Genomic DNA, 17,300 nt, shown 5'->3' on the forward strand with positions numbered 1-17,300 from the left:
AACCTCCTTTTATTTTATAAAACAAAATTATTTCTCGCCGTAATATTTTGTATATACGCCGTTTACCCTTATTTTGAGTGTTGCAGAACCTTTTGCAGGCCTATTCCCTGGAATCATAGCATTTTTTATAGCATTAATAACATTCAAAGATGATAATTCTTCTTTATTTCCTTGATTCCCTAAATTGAGTAAATTCCCCATATTATTTTCCTTTAAAAAGTTCATTGCATCTTTCATTTCTTGAGAGTCAGGCAGTTTTATATTATCCAATTGCTCTGCCATTTTATTATAATCTACAGTAAAAGCTCCCTGAACAGGACACTTATGTTTAAAAACATCTACCACCATTGATATATTTATTCCTTTTGCGTTCCAATCATTTAAATCGGGAGTTACTGCAATAACTTGACTTATACCATCAAGAGGAAGCGGTTCGGATAGATTTATGGTTCCAATCGGTTCAGGAAAAGAAAAAACCGTATTTCCTCTAAACGCAACACCCTCCAGTAATGCTGGAACGGTTATTAATATTCCCTGAGGAGGAATATTTTCTTTTATTCCGTATTTTTCATAAGCATCTCTTAATTCTTCTGTATTATCGGAAGGTTTTTTTAATATCCTGACCAAAGAATTATATATATCCGGGTTATTAATTGATGCAGAAGCATTTCCCGATGTTTCAACCATCTTTTTCCCATCTACAAATCCCTCACCGCTGAAATCATAGGAAGAATTTTTTACAACATAATAGCAATGGTCTTTAATTTCAAGATTTTCGGTCATATTGCCCTTTGATTTCCATTCAAAGCCCTGCACGCTGTAATTGTACTCAAATGTTAAATTTAGCTGCATTTCTTTATAGCATTTTCCGGTTTCTACCCTGAATTTATCTGCTTCTTTTAATTCATCCTTTAAATTTGCATTAGAATAAATCAATATAAGGGCCTGAATATCTTCGTTTTTATCAGTCTTTGCTTTGCAATACTGCTTAACGGTTTCAGAAGACCAGTCTTCAACAACCCAATTCCCATTAATCCTTAAAATAGCCTGTCTTTTTAAATATTTATCATCGGCTATGGATTTCTCAAAAGTTATGGTAACATGTTGAAGGGTCGGATCCTTTTGGTCAAAAATATATAAATAATACATTAATGCACCGGGATTTAGAGAAACATTTACTTCATCCTCCTCATCGACCTTCATTATCTTCTTTTTAAAACATTTTCCGCTGGGACCTCCCGTAATTCTGCCATAATCGTAATATTTATCAACGGGCGGCCAGTTCCAATTGTAAAGGGCAAAGGTGGCATAAGTTTCTTTAAGCTTTGGTATGTTTTTATCTAAAAACGGCCTTATCGATTGTGAACCGCTTTGTCCAGCAGTCTTAATTATTTCACGGATAAAATTTACCCCTGCATAATCCGTAAGGTAATAGAAAAACATATAGCTGTCGTATTCAAAAAGCTTCCCGATACCAATTCTTTCTTGATCAAGAGTCCTGAAAAATCCCGGGTGCCTGCTATGCTCAACATTATAATCAGGATAAACATAGTTTTCAGACCAAACAGCAGTTGCTTCACAAAGCCATTTTTCTTCCACCGTGCTGTAGCCAATTTTCATCTCATCCTGGAAGGTATGAAAAAGTTCATGGGCTGTTGTCGATTTAATATATTTTTCTAATCCTGCAATCATGGTATTGAGTCTTATTCTATACTTCCCATCGGAATAAAACTCCAGCCCTAATTTTGTTTTTGGCAATTCAACCAATTCAATAATATAAGGCTTTGAAGGTTTTATTTTCATTAAATTTTTAAATTTATCCCATGAATAGATAACTGCTTCCTTTACATATAGAGCCATAGCTTTAATAGATTCTTTTTTTTCTTTAGACCAGTTTTTTTCTTCATAATACATAATTTCAAATTTTTGTCCGTCATGGGTAAATTCATCCACATGAACTTGAAAATCTTCATCGGCTGCCAGTACTTCTTTTAAAATCTTAAAACCCGAAGATGATTTTTTAATTTTTATATTGCCTGGATAAAAAAAACTATTTGGATCATTTAAAGGAAGAAGGTAAGGCAAAACCAGATTGCGGGTTTCTTCGGATAAGATTCCCCAGTTATCAACCAAATATTTTATAGCGTATTCAGAGGTATCCGCAGCTCGGTCGGTTTTATATTCCGCGGGAAGTTTTTCCGGGTCATAATCGGCAAAAACCTCCAGTAAAGCAGCTCTCTCTTTTGTTATCTTACCCTCATTTAGAGCTTTCTCTATAAGTTCAGTCGAATTCGGAGGCAATTCCTCATAATCATCGGGTACTGAAAATAAATCCGCCAGTTCCTTATCAATCCCCTTCAATTTTCCCGATGTTGCATTTTGAGAACCGTATATAGGTTTAGGTTGGGGTATACTCATATCCGATAAAATAGTGTTAATTTCTTTTTTAACATTTTGTTTATTTCCCAAAGAGCATCCAGGAATAAATAAAGAAGCAAAAATAAATATAACAATAAGAATAAACGTAAATAATTTTTTATAAAACAAATTCAATACCTAAACCTCCTAACCTTTTATTTTGTTGAAATTGTTACCGTTTGCGTTGCCTGGTCCCATCCGACGTTGCAATTGAGATTTTCGCCTACAAACCTTACAGGCACGTAAGTCCGAGCTCCTATAATAACAGGCGGTACATCATTTGTGACAGTTAATCCATTTACCAGCATTTCTTTTTTATCTATCCACATTTCAATTGTTGTATTTTGCTTTATAATGGTAATTTTTCTATCCGCATCATTCCATTTTATACTGCCCCCTATGGCTTCTACTACAGCTCTTATAGGCAGTATCGTCCTTCCTCCCATTATAAGCGGCACTGTTCCCCTTCCCGGATCTATTTCCATACTGTTGCCGTTTACCGTCATAAAAGCATTGCCTATGCTAAGGTAGATAATTACATTTTTTTCTTCAGTCTCGGTATTGTCTTGATTATTATTGGTGCTATTCAAATCTTGCCCGCTAACTCCGGACTGCTCCGTTCCCTCATTTATCGAAGGAGGAAGTTCCAGTTGGAACATTGGGAGCCTTATTTCACCAAAAGGAGGTGAAAAAAGTCCTGATCCGCTTACATTAGCCCGCTGCCAATTGGTAAATAAAAGCTCAATCTTTTGATAATAACCGTCCAAAAAGACTACCTTCACCGGCAGATTGTTTTTTGGGTCTATAAAAAGCTGTAATTTAACGTAAACATTCATTACTGGATCGATTTTTTTACTCTTTTCCCAAACTTGACATGATATACCGTTAACCTGTTCCGTTCCTTTTAAAGCAAAGGGTATATTTTTTAATTCGGGAATATAATCATCTAAGTCATACCGAACATTTTCTTTAACAGGAAACTCCTTATATTCAATAACTTTTGTTTTACTATTTTTATCCCACAATAAGACGGGATCATTTACCCCCATCTCAACCTTTTGCTGCTCATTTAATGAATAAAATTTTATACCTTTACTATAAGATGGAGTAGAGCTTGAGGCAGAAGGATAGTATTTAACAGTTATATTAGAAGTAAAGTTTTTAGGTGAAAGAATTCCTTGATTTTGCGATGATTTTTGCCCTTCCAAGTTCAAAACCACTGCACTTAAGGTTTTAAGGTAGTAATTTGCAGGAGCCGAACCTATTAAGGGAATATTTTTTTCTATTATATTGCTTAAAAAATTGCTTCTTCTTTCCTCTTCACACGTTTTAGCTTCATCAAAATACTCTAACTTTTTGCCTTCTACAAAAAAACTTACCGTTTCAAAGACATGGTAGTTGACAGAACGCCCTCCCATAAGAGAACTTCGGAATTTATCAAGAGGTGAAGTAATCTGGTTTAACAGGGTGTTAAGTTCTATCTGCCACGGACCCGTAGCAGCCACTGAATGTTTTTTTTCGGAATTATATGTGGGATTTAAGCGCCATTCCTTCGACTTAAGCGTATTTTCCGGGTAAGTACTGTGGGGATAAATAGCGGTCACTTTAAAATCTATTTCTCCGCTAAAAGGTGAAGCCGTACTGCTATTGCCAATTATTACAACACTATTGGCAGAGCTCAAAAGGTAGGGCTCTTGACTGTAGTTTCCATCTACAGAAACAGTTATACCTTCTGCTTCTATTTTGTCACTGTAAACGTTAAATCCTTCCTTTTCTAAAACTGCATAAACCTTGTCAAAAGGCCTTATGTCCACATTATTCAACTGAAAAACGCCGTTTGAGCTTTGTACCGTGAACTTAACATTATATTCAACAGGAAGAAAAATATTTTCTTCAGGGTGCAAAGGAATATTATTAGAGCGTTCTATATACAAAATAACAGGACCATTATAGGTTAATGCATTTTGATCCGAACTATTGACATACCCTTTCACAGCATTTGCAAGGTAATCGGCAGTTTCCACAACTAAGCAGTTAAATGGGAAACTTGCTTCCCGGGGAAAAGACCAAGTATTTGTGGTCCCTGGAAGTTTTACCCTTACCAGATCTCCTTTTTTCAAATCATAGGATGCGGTAAAGTATCCTGCTTTATCTGTTAATGCACTTAATAACTTTTCAATGCCTGCAGCATTTGTAATCTTTAATTGGATTTCTTTGTTAGAGTAGGGGTTACCGGTTGCTTTTTCTACAATACGCCCCTTTATTAGGTCGCTATAAGCACATGCCTCGGCAATGTCAATATTATAATTTCCTAAACGTTCCTTAATATAATTGAAAATGGGGTATTTATACTCATAAATCGTCTTGCTTTTATCAAAAGATTTTACTTTTACTTTGCCGCTTATTTTGACAAATCCGTCTCCTTTAATGCTCAAGTAATTACCGGTGCTGCCCTGCACATTTGTTTTTGCTTCCAAGAAAACACCAATTTTATTATCTATAACAATTTTACCCTTACCCAATATATCAAAGGCAACCTCTGCAAGAATGCTTGTTTCTCCTTTTACATCTGCAGTCAAGGATAAATTTTCAGGGGTAAAAGAAAAATTAACCTCTTTAATTGTATCAAAGCTTGTCGGCATATAATAAGAAGTACCACCTTGAAGGCCCGCTCTGATAGAAGAACTCTGTTTTACAGAGTATTCCATGGTGATTCTGCCATCAACACCCAAAACTAAAAAAAATCCTACAGTTATCCTGCATCCTTCTGCAGGAATAGTAAAGTCATAAAGAGGGATTTTAATGTCCTTTTTTAGTTGAGCAAGTAACTCTGCCTGAACCTCAGTTTTTTGAGAAGCAAAAAAGACAAACTTATAACCGTTGTCTTTAGTGTATTTTACTTCAACAGCAGGAGAATCCACATTTAAACTGCCCTTTAATGCCACTTCAATTCGTTTACCCTCCTGGTCGTACCCCGGCAGGGTCTGTCTTTCGTCAAAATAAAAGTTAAACCCTGCCCTTTCCGTAGTGCCGGATTTCATTTTGTAAGAGGTTACATTAATACCCGATGTAAGCCCGGTAATATTTGCCTCATTGAGAAATACAGTTTGTTCGGGAATAGATATTTCTTCCACTATTTTTTCATCATCGGCCTGGAGAATGTATAAAACCCCTTTCTCTCCCTTAACAAATTCTAAAGCTGTTAAAGAAGAAGGGTCTACGTAAATTTTACCCGGCTCAACAGAAGGCAAAAAAGACGAATTTATCCTGCCGCCATCCGCATGTTCTTTTATGGCTTTAACCTGACTTTCAGTGAGCCAGTTAACTTTAGGTTTTAACTTCAAAGTTACGTTTTTCAAAGATGCAGGTAAAATGCCCTTTGCTCTTGCCTCGACAGAAATTTGAGGAAGGCTTTTCTGGCCAATATTCTCTAAAGTTAAAGAATCAACAGGATTTAAAATCAATGGTTGATTTAATGTTATAGCATTAGCCGGAAAACACGGTATTACCCATGTGATAAAAAAAACGAGAAAAAGCAAAAAAGCAAACATCTTTTTAATCATGGAATAATTACCCATTAACTTTCCCTCTTTCTTTCAGAACAATTTTTATAACCTGTTAAAAAATTATAGGATAGAATTTGATAAAAAAAATCACCCCTTAAGGGTGATTTATTATAAAAACATTCAATATTTTTCTTTTTTTTTAATAAATAGTATGATAAAATCAATTCTATAAATCACCCTTGAGGGGGGAAAAGATATAAAGTACTCATATTCCGGCCTGGGATTAATGTTCGGGTGGCTCTGGCTTTTATTTATCAACGGACCTTTACTTTTTAAATTAGCTGAATTTTTAAACATGTCTCCAGAAAGGATTTATACCATTTTTTTCTTAACCCATTCCATAACTTACTTAGCATTATCGTTATTATCAGAAAGATTTCTTACCGAGAAAAAAAGGAAAATTATGATTATTTCGGCAGCTTTATTTGCCTTTCTTGGTACATTATTTGTCGGAAGTAAAATCCTTCTTCAGGTAAAATTTTTAGTTCCAATTACCACTTCCGCTGCCGGCATTGGAGCATCAATTTTAATAGGGTTTTGGATTGAAGCGTACAGCAAAAATACCATGCAAAACATCGGCCTCTTTTATATTTTTTCCGTTACCACAGGCTCTTTAGTTTTCGCTATTATTCAGTTTATAAATTTTCCCTGGGCTGTTATTTTCACTTCATTGTTACCTTTAATTTCTGCAGCTTTATTATTATTTGATAAAGTTATTTATGAAAGTTATAACTCTGAAGAAATAAGCGAAAATTTCTCAGTTCCCTTCAGGCTAATATTAATAATAGTGGTGTTTTATCTGGCAAGCGGTTTAATGCAGTGGATCATTTTTGTCGAAGGATATTTCCCCTCTTTAAATCTCTACTGGCTTTCTACAATAGTATACGGTTTTGGTTCGTGTTTGGCAGGATTTTTACTTTTCCGAATCCCCAATTTCAATTTGAATTATTTATATAAACCCGTTTTGCCCTTACTGGGTGCCTCGTTTACGCTGTTACCCTTTTCCGGTGGAAGGCTTACAACGCTAATTTTCGGGGTTTTTCACAATACCGCCTTTGCCCTTTTTGATATTTATACCATGTGCATTTTATGCCTTCTGGCAAATCGGGTGTCAAAACCCATAAAGCTAATAGCCCGGGGATACTTTTTCATCACCTCATCTATTTTCCTGGGAGAAATTCTTACCAGCAGGCTTTTTTCAATGATACCCCTCATCGAGCGTAAAGCAGACACGGTAGCTATAGGAGCAGCACTTTTGATGTTTATATCATCGGGATTTATTAAGGAAGTTCCTGTAGAAAGAAAAGAAAAAGAAAAAACTATTATTTCAAATTTTAATGCAAACTCAGACCAACCGCTTTTAATCCTCGAAAGCTTTGCAAAAAGGTATAAACTGACTTTGAGGGAAAAGGAAATATTCACTCTTCTTTTAGCCGGCAGGAATAATCCCTTCATAAGAGATTATCTGAATATAACCAATAACACTTTAAAAACCCATTTAAAAAACATATACATTAAGCTTGATGTAAAAAACAGGCAGGAGGCGATAAGCCTTTTTAATAAATTCTTTGAATAAATTCTTTGAAGAAAAAAAGCACACCGCTTTGTAGTACTTTGCGGTGCGCTTTTTTATTATTTCATAAGACTCGGTAAAAAAGTGGCAAGTTGGGGAAAAGCTATGACTATTATACTTGCTACGATTAAAGTGATCCAAAAAGGTACAACACCTTTAAAAACTTTCATAGGCGGTACTTTTGTAATTGATGCCGTAACTAAGCTCACAACCCCTACCGGCGGTGTTAAAAGTCCTATATTTAACATTAAAACAGTAAGAACGCCAAACCATATGCCGTTAAACCCCAGTGATCTAATTATCGGATAAACAACCGGTGTCATTATAGCAAGTATTGCCATGCCATCCATTATACAGCCAAGAATAAAATATATAGCAAATATAACGGCAAGGACAAGGTATCTGTTAATATCCAGTGTTGTAACAAAATTCGACAGATGCAGTGGCAATCGACTTAAAGTTAAAAAACGACCAAACATAAGTCCACCAATAAGTACAAGAAAGGTCATCGAATTTATTTTGGCAGATTGATTCATTGCCTCCCAAAAATCCTTCCAGCTTAATTTTCTTTGGATTACTGTTAACACTAAAGCCAGGAAAGCTCCTACAGCTCCTGCTTCAGTGGGTGTAAATACCCCTAAATATATTCCACCTATGCTGATGAAAAAAATCGTAGGTATAACCCAAACTTTTTTAATAAGCTGCCATGTCACTTTCTTATTTTCCTTGGTTGAAACAGCCGGAGCCAAAGACGGATTCTTCATTACTACAATATATACAGTTATCATTAATAAAATAGCAGTCAGTATCCCGGGTATTATTCCTGCTATCAGGCATCCTCCTATGGTTTCTTCCGTAAGGGCACCGTATAGCACCAAAGTCGAGCTTGGCGGAATTAAAATGCCAAGGGTTCCGCCCACCGCAGCACAACCTGCAGCAAGCCCTTCATCATAGTCGTATTTTCTCATTTCATCCACGGATACACTGGCTATAGTAGTAGCAGTGGCAATGGCCGAACCTGAAACAGCGGCAAAAAGAGCGCTTGCAGCAATTGTTGCCATAGCCAGTCCACCGCGAATTTTCCCTAAGAGAGTGTCAAAAAGCTCGTAAAGAGCTCCTCCCAGCCTTGCCTGAGATAAAAAAGCCCCCATCATTATAAAAAGCGGCATTACGCTTAAGGTGTATATTTTAGAATACGCAAAGGCATCTCCGCCCAATTTTAAAAGCGCTGCAGAAGGGGAAACAAGGATACTGGTTCCTAAAACCGACACTGCAATCATCGCTATTGCGACAGGTACCCTTATTGCTATCATAGCAAGCATAAGAATTACTCCAAAAAATCCTACTGCTTCCGGTGATATCATTTTTCTTCATCCCCTTTTTTAATAAATTTTGCCATGTTTGATATTATTGCTAAACCGTAAGACAGCGATCCTATTGAAGCAATAATTACAACGGGGTAATAGGGTATTCCTAAAACACCGGTTTTATACCCTCCTGACAGCATTCTTCCAGCGTATACATAAAGCTGCCATGACATCAAAAGGATAGACACAAAAGAAATTATGGAAGCAATTATGAATAAAACATATCTTATCCCCTTAGGCATTGCTTTATAGACCGTATCTATTACAATATGTTCGCCAAAATGCTCGGTATACCCGAGGGTAAGATATACAATAACTACCAGCGCCAATTCAGTCATTTCAATTGTCCCCGGAAGAGGTTTATTGAAAAGGTATCTGCCGCTGATATCAATTACGGTTATAAAAGTAAGAAACATCATTACGAGAATTCCTATTCGACTGAATACATAGTTTAGACGGTATATAAGTTTTTCCATATTATACCTTTACCTCCTATTACTTATAAGCGCTGCAGTTTTTAAAAACTGCAGCGCTTTTTCTTTAACTTATTATCTTATTTATTTTTTTCATTGTATTCCTTCTTTAACTTTTCTACCAAATCAAGTATCTGCTGCCCGGGTATGCCCTTTTGGTTTACTTTGTCAAGCCATTCTTTTACAATGTCTTTTGTCTTTTCTTTCCATACTTCCCTTTGCTCCGGAGTAATTTCATTGATTTCTATTTTTGAGTCTTTAGCCAGTTTTAAACCTTCATCATATGCATCGGCATAAAGCTGGGTCGCTTTTTTATAAATTACCTCTCCCGTGAGGCTTTCTATTAACTTTTGATCCTCAGGGGACAGGCTTTCCCATTTTTTCTTGTTCATAAATATTACTTGAGCCGAATAGAAACTATTCAATCCCTTTGTAGCATACTTTATGACCTCGTTTAATTTATACGATTTTATTACTGAAGGCCCATTTGCCACACCGTCAATTACTCCGCGCTGCAGGGCATCATATACTTCCGGCATGGACATGCCTACAGGAGTGCCGCCAAATTTTTTAATCATTGATTCTATAGCAGGTCCTGAGAAGCGGATTCTCATCCCGGACAAGTCTTCCGGTTTCTTTACTTGATTTTTCGTCAAAAGTTCACCCGGATCGGTTACCCAGAGTCCCAGTATTTTTACATCTCCGTATTCCTTCTGAAAATCCGGGGATTGCAGGTACAAATTCCAAAGAACATAAGCAGCCTGGGGTGTGGAGTCATACATAAATGGCAGCTCTATCACATCAGTAATCGGATATTTCCCGGGGGTATAACCCTGAAGGGTCCAACCTATATCGATTACTCCGTTTGCCACATCTTCTCGAATGGTAGCCGGGCTTGTCACCGATCCGCCCGCATGGATTGTAAGCTTTATCCTCCCGCCGCTTTTTTCTTCCAGCTCTTTGGCAAGAGGTATTAATATCTGCTGGCTTATGGGATGCTGGGCTGAAAAGGGATGTCCCATTACAAGTTCTACTTTTTGCGGTTGTTGAGCTTGCTGTTGATTATTGGTGTTTGTATTCGTGCCTGTATTTTTTGCTCCGCATCCAGATAAGACAAGAGCAAAAATTATTAAAACAAGAAAGATACTTAACATAGCGTTTTTTCTAAAATATTTCATTTATTTTCCCTCCATATATTTTTGATTAACTTATTTTTATTAAAAATCACCTCCTGAAGTTTGCATATTCATGTATAAACAGCTTTTTTATTATAATTATACCATGTTTTTTTATTTTTTTAATATTATTTATTGTATATTTTTGTGTTAATTTTTAATTACATTTGAATTGTCGTAATATATATTTGTTGCCAAATTTTCTTTCTATATATAAAATAAATAAATAGTGCATTTTGTATTCAGAATTTAAATGATATGCAAAGTCCAGGGTTGATATAATTATACAGGAATATGTGAAAGGAGGAACATTAATGAATAAGGAATCAATCATTAAAGAAGTTAGAGAAAAGGCTGAAGGATATTTTCAAAGAGGAGAGTTTTTTTGCTCAGAAGCGGTAGTGCATACAATTAATGAGCTCCTGGGGTGGCCATATCCGGAAGAGGTGGTGAAAATGGCCTCCGGATTCCCCATAGGGATTGGCAAATCCGGTTGTCTTTGCGGAGCTGTAAGCGGCGGAGTGATGGCCCTCGGAATGGCTTATGGAAGGGTTTATAAAGAACCAATGCCTGAAAAAATGTTTCCAATAGCTGCAGCCCTTCATGACTATATTAAAAATCTTTACGGCAGCACCTGCTGCAGGGTGCTTATAAGAAATTATGAATTCACAAGTCCTGAAAGAAAAGCTCATTGTGTAAAAATCACCGGAGAGGTAGCAGCATGGATTGCCTCAAAATTCCTTGAAGACCAGGAAATCGCTGATAAAATAACATGCAAAAATTATTAAAGCTTATACTGGAGGAAAAACCATGAAGGAGATTATAAACAAAGTCCCAATTCCCATATCCGGATTAATGCTGGCATTAGCTTCACTGGGAAATTTTCTTTCTTTCTATGGAACTATTTATAAAACTTTACTGGGGACAATTTCTTTTTCAATACTGTTTCTTGTAATTTTCAAAATTCTTTTAATGCCAGAAGAAATACTCAAAGATCTGGAAAATCCTCTCGTAGCCGGAGTAGCCCCCACATTTTTTATGGGAATTATGATATTGTCAACATATATAAAGCCTTACTACCCTGAAATAGCTTTAATCCTATGGAGCCTTGCACTGGTGGGGCATATCTTGTATATCCTTTTCTTCACAAAAAAATTTATTTTTTCTTTTGATATCAAAAAGACTTTTCCGAGCTTTTTCGTAGTATACGTTGGTATAGCAGCGGCCGCTATACCAGCCCCATCCTACGGGATGAGCCTCGCGGGAAGATATATTTTCTGGTTTGCTTTTATTTCTTATCTTTTACTTTTGCCCGTACTTTTGTTCAGGATTTATAGATACCGCAATTTTCCAGAGCCTGCGCTACCGTCACTTGCAATTTTCACCGCACCTGCAAACCTTTGTATTACCGGATATATGAGCTCTTTTGATATAAAAAATATGAACCTTCTATTATTTCTTTTTGTTTTATCATCAATATCCTTTATCGGAGTCCTCTTTTATCTTCCCCGGATGCTTAGAATAAAATTTTATCCCAGTTTTTCCTGTTTTACCTTTCCCTTTGTTATTACCGCAATCGCAGTAAAGAATTTCCACGGTTATTTAATTAAAAAAGGATTAACTCTGGCCTTCCTGAGTATCTATGTTAACTTTCTCACCATTATTGCAGTATCTCTGGTGACTTTTGTGCTATTTAAATATATAATATTCCTCTTTTCATCTCCCCAAGAAGGTATTACAGTAAAAAACTAAATTAGAAACCGGCGGATTATGGTTTAATTTCTCCGCCGCTTTTTTTATTAAAGTTTTATTGTCCTATTTTCACCAGTCATGGAGCAGAATGCAACTTCTCCCTCTTCCACGTAAAAAAGTTCAAAAAGGTTGTCATCTGCCGAATACATGCTTTTTAAAAATGGGGCTTTCTCCAGAGCCTTTTCTTTTACCTCCCGGGTAGAATTGAAAACTGCCCTTCCTCTTAACCTCATCCATCTTCCTTCCTTATCGGCAGTGCTTATTTCAAAATAAGGATTTTCCTTTAGCTGTTTATATACGTTTTTCTGGTTGTTTGTGCAAAAGTAAAGTTTTCCCTCATGTTCCATTGCAAAGCCGAAGGGTCTTACCCTGGGTTTATCGCCTTCCACCGTAGCTATGTAAAAGGTTGGATTTTCTTTTAAAAATTCCAATACTTCCTTAATTCCACCGCTCATATTCACATCTCCTTTACTAATTTTTTGTCTGCTGATATTATTAAATAAAAACAAATATTATCAAAAGAGTTCATCCATTCCATAGACATGTCAAAAAGAACGCTGCCTATTCCCATATTCCTGTATCCTTCTTTTATGAAGATCTGGGAAAGGCATCCCACGTCTTCACTCTTTACCGAATCAAAATCAAAAAAGGCCTCGCAGTTTAATGTGGCAAAACCGCTGGAATAAATGTATTTCGGAGCAATATTGCTGTAAGCATAGGCGATTACCTCATCCTTATCCTTTGCTATAACTATGTAATTATGTCTTGCACTTTTTAATGAAGGGAGCATTCTTGTTTCAAACCACATTTCACCGAAAAATTCCGGATGAATACGGGCTACGGATTTCTGGTAAGCCATTAAGCCGTTGCATAAATCCTTTACCAGGTAAACGTCTTTTTCGGGAATTACTTCGTATTTGATATCCAATTTATCACCCCTGACTATGGTTTTTAAAGAATTTTTCAGTTATAATTATATATGTTGCTCTAATTTTTATAAGTATGTAGTATTTTCTTACTTAGTATGAAAAAACTGAGTATTTGGAGTGTGCTCAAATATGGAAGAAAAAAATACGTATAATAACAATTACGATAATTGCCCGTTGACTTATGCATTGAATCTCATAGGCGGCAAATGGAAACTTCCCGTAATATGGGCTTTAAGCAAAAACGGAACTATGAGGTATAATGAATTGAAAAGAAATATAAACGGTATTACCAACATGATGCTAACCCAGGTGCTAAGGGAACTGGAAAATGACGGTATAGTCAATAGAAAACAGTATATGGAAATCCCGCCGCGGGTGGAATACTCCTTAACCGAAAACGGTAAAGAACTCATTCCCGCTCTAAAAGCCTTAGCCCACTGGGGAAGCAATATGAAAAAAATTAACCGGGAAGGGATGTAAATGCAAATTATCAATTCAATTAATTTTACTAATGAACAATTAATTGGAAATGTTAATCCAAAACCATTTTTAAAATGGGCAGGAGGAAAAAGTCAATTAATAAAAGAATTATATAAAAGATTACCAATAACAATCATTAAAAGTGGATTAATAGAAAGTTATGTAGAACCTTTCGTTGGTGGTGGTGCCTTTTTCTTTTTTTTAAAAAAGAATTTTAAAATTAATAAGTCTTATTTATTTGATATTAACAGAGAATTGATTGTATGTTATAAAGTAATTCAAAATAACGTAAATGAGTTGATTTACTTTTTAAGCAATCTTGAAAAAGAATATCATAACTACTCTGAAGAAAAAAGAAAAGAATTCTATTATAAAATAAGAGAAAATTACAACTTACAAAGAAAAGAATTTAATTATTCAAATTATAATTCAGACTGGATAGTTAGAGCAACATACATGATATTTTTAAATAAAACATGTTTTAATGGTTTATATAGATTAAATAAAGCAGGGGAATTTAATGTTCCCTTTGGAAAGTACAAAAATCCTACTATTTGCGATAAAGACAATCTATTAGAGGTAAATAAAGCTTTATTTGATACTGAGATTATTTGTGCAGATTTTGAAGAAAGCAAAAAATTTATTCAAAAAAATACTTTGATTTACCTTGACCCTCCTTATCGTCCATTAAATAGTACCTCCAATTTTACAAATTACAATGAAGACGGTTTTGACGATCAAGACCAGATACGTTTAGCAAAATTTTTTATTGAAATGCACAAAAAGGGAGCATATCTAATTCTAAGTAATTCTGACCCAAAAAATGAAAATATAAACGACAATTTTTTTGATGAATTGTACAACGGTTTTATCATTGAAAGGGTAAAAGCAAAAAGGTATATTAATTGCAACGGAAACAAACGGGGAGAAATAAATGAATTAATTATAAGAAATTACGAAAGGTGATATGAATGAATAAGTTATATTTAGATTTTTTAAATTTGAATGAACAAGAAAGCGTTATAGAAAAATTTCATGAAACAATTATAGATACAAACAGAAGCTATGATTTTTTTACTGATTGGAGTAAAATAAAAAAGCATATCAATAAATTTAAAATAGAATTAAATATTTTTAATAGCTTAATTTGGAGTAAAGAATTTGAAAAGGATTTAAAAAAAATTCTTAAAGATTATCCTCAAGTAATACCCGTAATACCGTTATTGTTAGCAATAAGAGAAAAAAATCTTAAAATAATTAAAGATTTGGATAGTACTAATTTTTCTATTGTAAATTATGATTTTAATGCCAGAACCCTTTCAGATAAAGAAATTGAAGATTTGGTAGAATTTTTTAATAAAACTGGGCTAAAAAAATTTTTTCTTGAGATGGGGGCAAAAAGTATCCAGGATTATGCAATCGGGGTAGAAGTAGGTTTAGATACTCACGCAAGAAAAAACAGAAGTGGAAGAGCTATGGAAATATTATTAAAACCTATAATTGAAAATATTTCAAATAAATTAGGATATAAACCTTTGTTCCAAAAAAAATTTGGATATTTAGAGGATAAATATAAAATAAGAGTTAACCCTTCAATAAAAAACAGAAAAGCCGATTTTATCTTAATTAAAAATAACAAAATTATCAATATTGAAGTTAATTTTTTTTCGGGAACTGGCTCAAAACCTCAAGAAATTGTTGATTCTTATATAGAAAGGCAAAATGAATTAAAAGAAAATGGATTCGAGTTTATCTGGATTACTGATGGTGAAGGATGGAAAGGACAGAAAAATCAGATACATAAAGGATTTGATAAAATAGATTATCTATTAAACATTCATTTTGTACGACTTGGCTTATTGGAGGAAATAATATGCAGGATTTAGGTTTTAAAAAAGAAATTACCACCGTTTGGTCCTTCCCCGAAAGGGGGAAATGGGTAACCCATAACGGGAGTTATAGAGGAAATTTCGCTCCGCAAATTCCCAGGAACATTATTTTAAGATATTCAAATGTAGGCGACACCGTACTTGACCCTATGGTTGGAAGCGGTACAACTTTAATAGAAACAAAATTATTAAATAGAAAAGGGATTGGTTTTGATATTAATCCTGATAGTGTAGAACTTGCAAAAAATAATTTGTCGTTTGATTCGGAATGCAAATATGAACAGATAGTAAAAATAGGGGATGTGAGGAAATTGGATGATATAGACGATAACAGTATCGACCTAATAATAACTCATCCCCCATATTTAAACATTATAAAATATTCGAACGGAAAAATAGAAGGAGACTTATCAAATATTTCCGATGTTAGAAAATTTTGCGATGAATTCGAGAAAGGTATTGCAGAGCTTTATAGAGTATTAAAAGAAGATAAATTCTGCGCCATTTTAATAGGAGATACCAGAAAGAATGGACATTACATACCCCTCTCTTACTATGTTATGAGACTTTTCTTAAAGCAGGGATTTGTTTTAAAAGAAGACATTATAAAAGTGCAGCATAATTGCAAGTCCACACCGTACTGGGAAAAACAAGTAGAGAAATACAATTTTTATTTAATAATGCATGAACATTTATTTATTTTCAGAAAACCTAAGAAAACAGAAAATTTAACGAGACTAAAATACAGCTCCCGATTATTTTAGAATTTTTATTATATGAAGGATTTGTCTCATTTTCGTTTTTATACCTTAATCTCCGTTTTAAAAAAGGTCACGGCTTTTCCCCCGATGTGGATTCTTTCTTTTAATATGCGGAGCTTTAATATTCCCCCTCTTTTTGATGCTTGATATGCAATTAAACTATCCTTTTTCAGTTTATTGCTCCAATAGGGACCAAGACAACAGTGGGCTGAACCGGTTACCGGATCTTCGTTAATTCCTACCGCCGGTGCAAAAAATCTTGAAATGAAATCGAATTCAGGGTTTGATGAGGCACTGGTGAGAATAATTCCTCTTGCATTAACTTTTTTTAATAATTCAAAATCGGGCTTTAAATTTTTTATATACTCCTCATCTTCCACTTCAATTAAATAATCCATTCTGTTTTTCCCAGCGAAAATTACAGGAACGTTTAACGCTTTTTTTAATTCCCCGGGTATTTCTGCGGGTTCTGCCGGTTCTAAAGGAAAATCGAGAATAATATACTCCTTTTCCTTGAAGGCTTTTAATACCCCGCTTTTTGTGTAAAAAATGGCTTCCTTTCCCTCTTCAAGAAACCCTTCCTCCCATAAAATATGGGCACTTGCCAGGGTAGCATGCCCGCAAAGGTCTACTTCACTTTCAGGAGTAAACCACCTTAAATCATATCCCTTTTCTTTTTTGAAAAGAAAAGCCGTTTCAGAAAGGTTCATTTCCATAGCTATTTTTTGCATTAAATCCTGGCCAATTTGCTTTTCTAAAAGGCATACTCCCGCCGGATTACCTTCAAATAAATTTTCCGCAAAGGCATCCACCTGAAATAATTTCATAATTTTCTCCTCCTTTTTATTTAGCCATACGAGTAAATTGCGATGACCAGAGAGACAGATGAAATAGCGATTTTAGGGCATTCAAAAAAA

At 34.9% G+C, this 17,300-nt stretch carries 15 protein-coding genes; 7 read left to right on the plus strand and 8 right to left on the minus strand.

From position 1 onward, the window contains the following. Nucleotides 1-27: 27 nt before the first annotated feature. Together ACPLOV_RS07450 and ACPLOV_RS07455 are read right to left on the minus strand one after the other, a co-directional pair. Complete coding sequence (locus ACPLOV_RS07450) at nucleotides 28-2,553, minus strand: DUF6055 domain-containing protein (protein WP_424908171.1); 2,526 nt, start codon at nucleotides 2,551-2,553, stop codon at nucleotides 28-30. Between the two features lie 20 nt (nucleotides 2,554-2,573). Then, nucleotides 2,574-5,996, minus strand: coding sequence for a stalk domain-containing protein (locus tag ACPLOV_RS07455; RefSeq protein ID WP_424910933.1), 3,423 nt, complete (start codon nucleotides 5,994-5,996; stop codon nucleotides 2,574-2,576). A 391-nt stretch (nucleotides 5,997-6,387) separates the two neighbouring features. Between ACPLOV_RS07455 and ACPLOV_RS07460 the strand changes: the two genes are divergently transcribed. Next, on the plus strand, nucleotides 6,388-7,560 hold the full coding sequence (locus tag ACPLOV_RS07460; protein WP_424910934.1) for a response regulator transcription factor: 1,173 nt from the start codon (nucleotides 6,388-6,390) through the stop codon (nucleotides 7,558-7,560). A gap of 56 nt (nucleotides 7,561-7,616) precedes the next feature. Here the strand turns inward: ACPLOV_RS07460 and ACPLOV_RS07465 are convergent, their stop codons facing one another. From ACPLOV_RS07465 to ACPLOV_RS07475, 3 genes are all read right to left on the minus strand, one after another. Beyond that, nucleotides 7,617-8,921, minus strand: coding sequence for a TRAP transporter large permease (locus ACPLOV_RS07465; protein ID WP_424910935.1), 1,305 nt, complete (start codon nucleotides 8,919-8,921; stop codon nucleotides 7,617-7,619). Next, nucleotides 8,918-9,400: a TRAP transporter small permease gene (locus tag ACPLOV_RS07470; RefSeq protein ID WP_424908167.1), complete on the minus strand. Its 483-nt coding sequence runs from the start codon at nucleotides 9,398-9,400 to the stop codon at nucleotides 8,918-8,920. Before ACPLOV_RS07470 ends, ACPLOV_RS07465 begins: the two co-directional genes overlap by 4 nt. A gap of 77 nt (nucleotides 9,401-9,477) precedes the next feature. Next, nucleotides 9,478-10,575 carry a TRAP transporter substrate-binding protein gene (locus tag ACPLOV_RS07475; protein ID WP_424908166.1) on the minus strand — a complete coding sequence of 366 codons (1,098 nt, stop codon included), beginning with the start codon at nucleotides 10,573-10,575 and terminating at the stop codon, nucleotides 9,478-9,480. A 311-nt stretch (nucleotides 10,576-10,886) separates the two neighbouring features. Between ACPLOV_RS07475 and ACPLOV_RS07480 the strand changes: the two genes are divergently transcribed. Then, nucleotides 10,887-11,360, plus strand: coding sequence for a C-GCAxxG-C-C family protein (locus tag ACPLOV_RS07480; RefSeq protein WP_424908165.1), 474 nt, complete (start codon nucleotides 10,887-10,889; stop codon nucleotides 11,358-11,360). Nucleotides 11,361-11,382: 22 nt separating this feature from the next. Next, nucleotides 11,383-12,324 (plus strand): TDT family transporter, encoded by a 942-nt coding sequence (locus ACPLOV_RS07485; protein WP_424908164.1) that lies wholly within the window; start codon nucleotides 11,383-11,385, stop codon nucleotides 12,322-12,324. 47 nt (nucleotides 12,325-12,371) lie between these two features. On the opposite strand, the gene ACPLOV_RS07490 is transcribed toward ACPLOV_RS07485, so the two are convergent. After that, complete coding sequence (locus ACPLOV_RS07490) at nucleotides 12,372-12,767, minus strand: pyridoxamine 5'-phosphate oxidase family protein (protein WP_424908198.1); 396 nt, start codon at nucleotides 12,765-12,767, stop codon at nucleotides 12,372-12,374. 14 nt (nucleotides 12,768-12,781) lie between these two features. Further along, complete coding sequence (locus ACPLOV_RS07495) at nucleotides 12,782-13,252, minus strand: GNAT family N-acetyltransferase (protein WP_424908163.1); 471 nt, start codon at nucleotides 13,250-13,252, stop codon at nucleotides 12,782-12,784. Between the two features lie 130 nt (nucleotides 13,253-13,382). Here ACPLOV_RS07495 and ACPLOV_RS07500 point away from each other — a divergent pair, with 130 nt between their 5' ends. From ACPLOV_RS07500 to ACPLOV_RS07515, 4 genes are read left to right on the plus strand one after another with little or no spacing between them, the layout of a single operon-like run. Next, nucleotides 13,383-13,733 carry a winged helix-turn-helix transcriptional regulator gene (locus ACPLOV_RS07500; protein ID WP_424910936.1) on the plus strand — a complete coding sequence of 117 codons (351 nt, stop codon included), beginning with the start codon at nucleotides 13,383-13,385 and terminating at the stop codon, nucleotides 13,731-13,733. Continuing rightward, complete coding sequence (locus ACPLOV_RS07505; RefSeq protein ID WP_424908162.1) at nucleotides 13,734-14,699, plus strand: DNA adenine methylase; 966 nt, start codon at nucleotides 13,734-13,736, stop codon at nucleotides 14,697-14,699. A 5-nt stretch (nucleotides 14,700-14,704) separates the two neighbouring features. Then, complete coding sequence (locus ACPLOV_RS07510) at nucleotides 14,705-15,619, plus strand: type II restriction endonuclease (RefSeq protein WP_424908161.1); 915 nt, start codon at nucleotides 14,705-14,707, stop codon at nucleotides 15,617-15,619. Then, entirely contained in the window at nucleotides 15,607-16,386 is a 780-nt protein-coding gene (locus ACPLOV_RS07515; RefSeq protein ID WP_424908160.1) for a TRM11 family SAM-dependent methyltransferase, read from the plus strand. The genes ACPLOV_RS07510 and ACPLOV_RS07515 overlap by 13 nt, the downstream gene beginning before the upstream one ends. A 38-nt stretch (nucleotides 16,387-16,424) precedes the next feature. On the opposite strand, the gene ACPLOV_RS07520 is transcribed toward ACPLOV_RS07515, so the two are convergent. Beyond that, entirely contained in the window at nucleotides 16,425-17,210 is a 786-nt protein-coding gene (locus ACPLOV_RS07520; protein WP_424908159.1) for a PhzF family phenazine biosynthesis protein, read from the minus strand. Nucleotides 17,211-17,300: the final 90 nt, after the last annotated feature.

The sequence above is a fragment of the Thermovenabulum sp. genome, assembly GCF_049723235.1.
Classification (GTDB): Bacteria; Bacillota; Thermosediminibacteria; order Thermosediminibacterales; family Thermosediminibacteraceae; genus Thermovenabulum.

Coding starts and splice junctions, on each gene's coding strand:
- ACPLOV_RS07465 (WP_424910935.1), bottom strand. CDS start 8,921: ATGATATCACCGGAAGCAGTAGGATTTTTTGGAGTAATTCTTATGCTT.
- ACPLOV_RS07470 (WP_424908167.1), bottom strand. CDS start 9,400: ATGGAAAAACTTATATACCGTCTAAACTATGTATTCAGTCGAATAGGA.
- ACPLOV_RS07480 (WP_424908165.1), top strand. CDS start 10,887: ATGAATAAGGAATCAATCATTAAAGAAGTTAGAGAAAAGGCTGAAGGA.
- ACPLOV_RS07520 (WP_424908159.1), bottom strand. CDS start 17,210: ATGAAATTATTTCAGGTGGATGCCTTTGCGGAAAATTTATTTGAAGGT.
- ACPLOV_RS07500 (WP_424910936.1), top strand. CDS start 13,383: ATGGAAGAAAAAAATACGTATAATAACAATTACGATAATTGCCCGTTG.
- ACPLOV_RS07475 (WP_424908166.1), bottom strand. CDS start 10,575: ATGAAATATTTTAGAAAAAACGCTATGTTAAGTATCTTTCTTGTTTTA.
- ACPLOV_RS07505 (WP_424908162.1), top strand. CDS start 13,734: ATGCAAATTATCAATTCAATTAATTTTACTAATGAACAATTAATTGGA.
- ACPLOV_RS07510 (WP_424908161.1), top strand. CDS start 14,705: ATGAATAAGTTATATTTAGATTTTTTAAATTTGAATGAACAAGAAAGC.
- ACPLOV_RS07485 (WP_424908164.1), top strand. CDS start 11,383: ATGAAGGAGATTATAAACAAAGTCCCAATTCCCATATCCGGATTAATG.
- ACPLOV_RS07460 (WP_424910934.1), top strand. CDS start 6,388: ATGATTATTTCGGCAGCTTTATTTGCCTTTCTTGGTACATTATTTGTC.
- ACPLOV_RS07515 (WP_424908160.1), top strand. CDS start 15,607: ATGCAGGATTTAGGTTTTAAAAAAGAAATTACCACCGTTTGGTCCTTC.
- ACPLOV_RS07455 (WP_424910933.1), bottom strand. CDS start 5,996: ATGGGTAATTATTCCATGATTAAAAAGATGTTTGCTTTTTTGCTTTTT.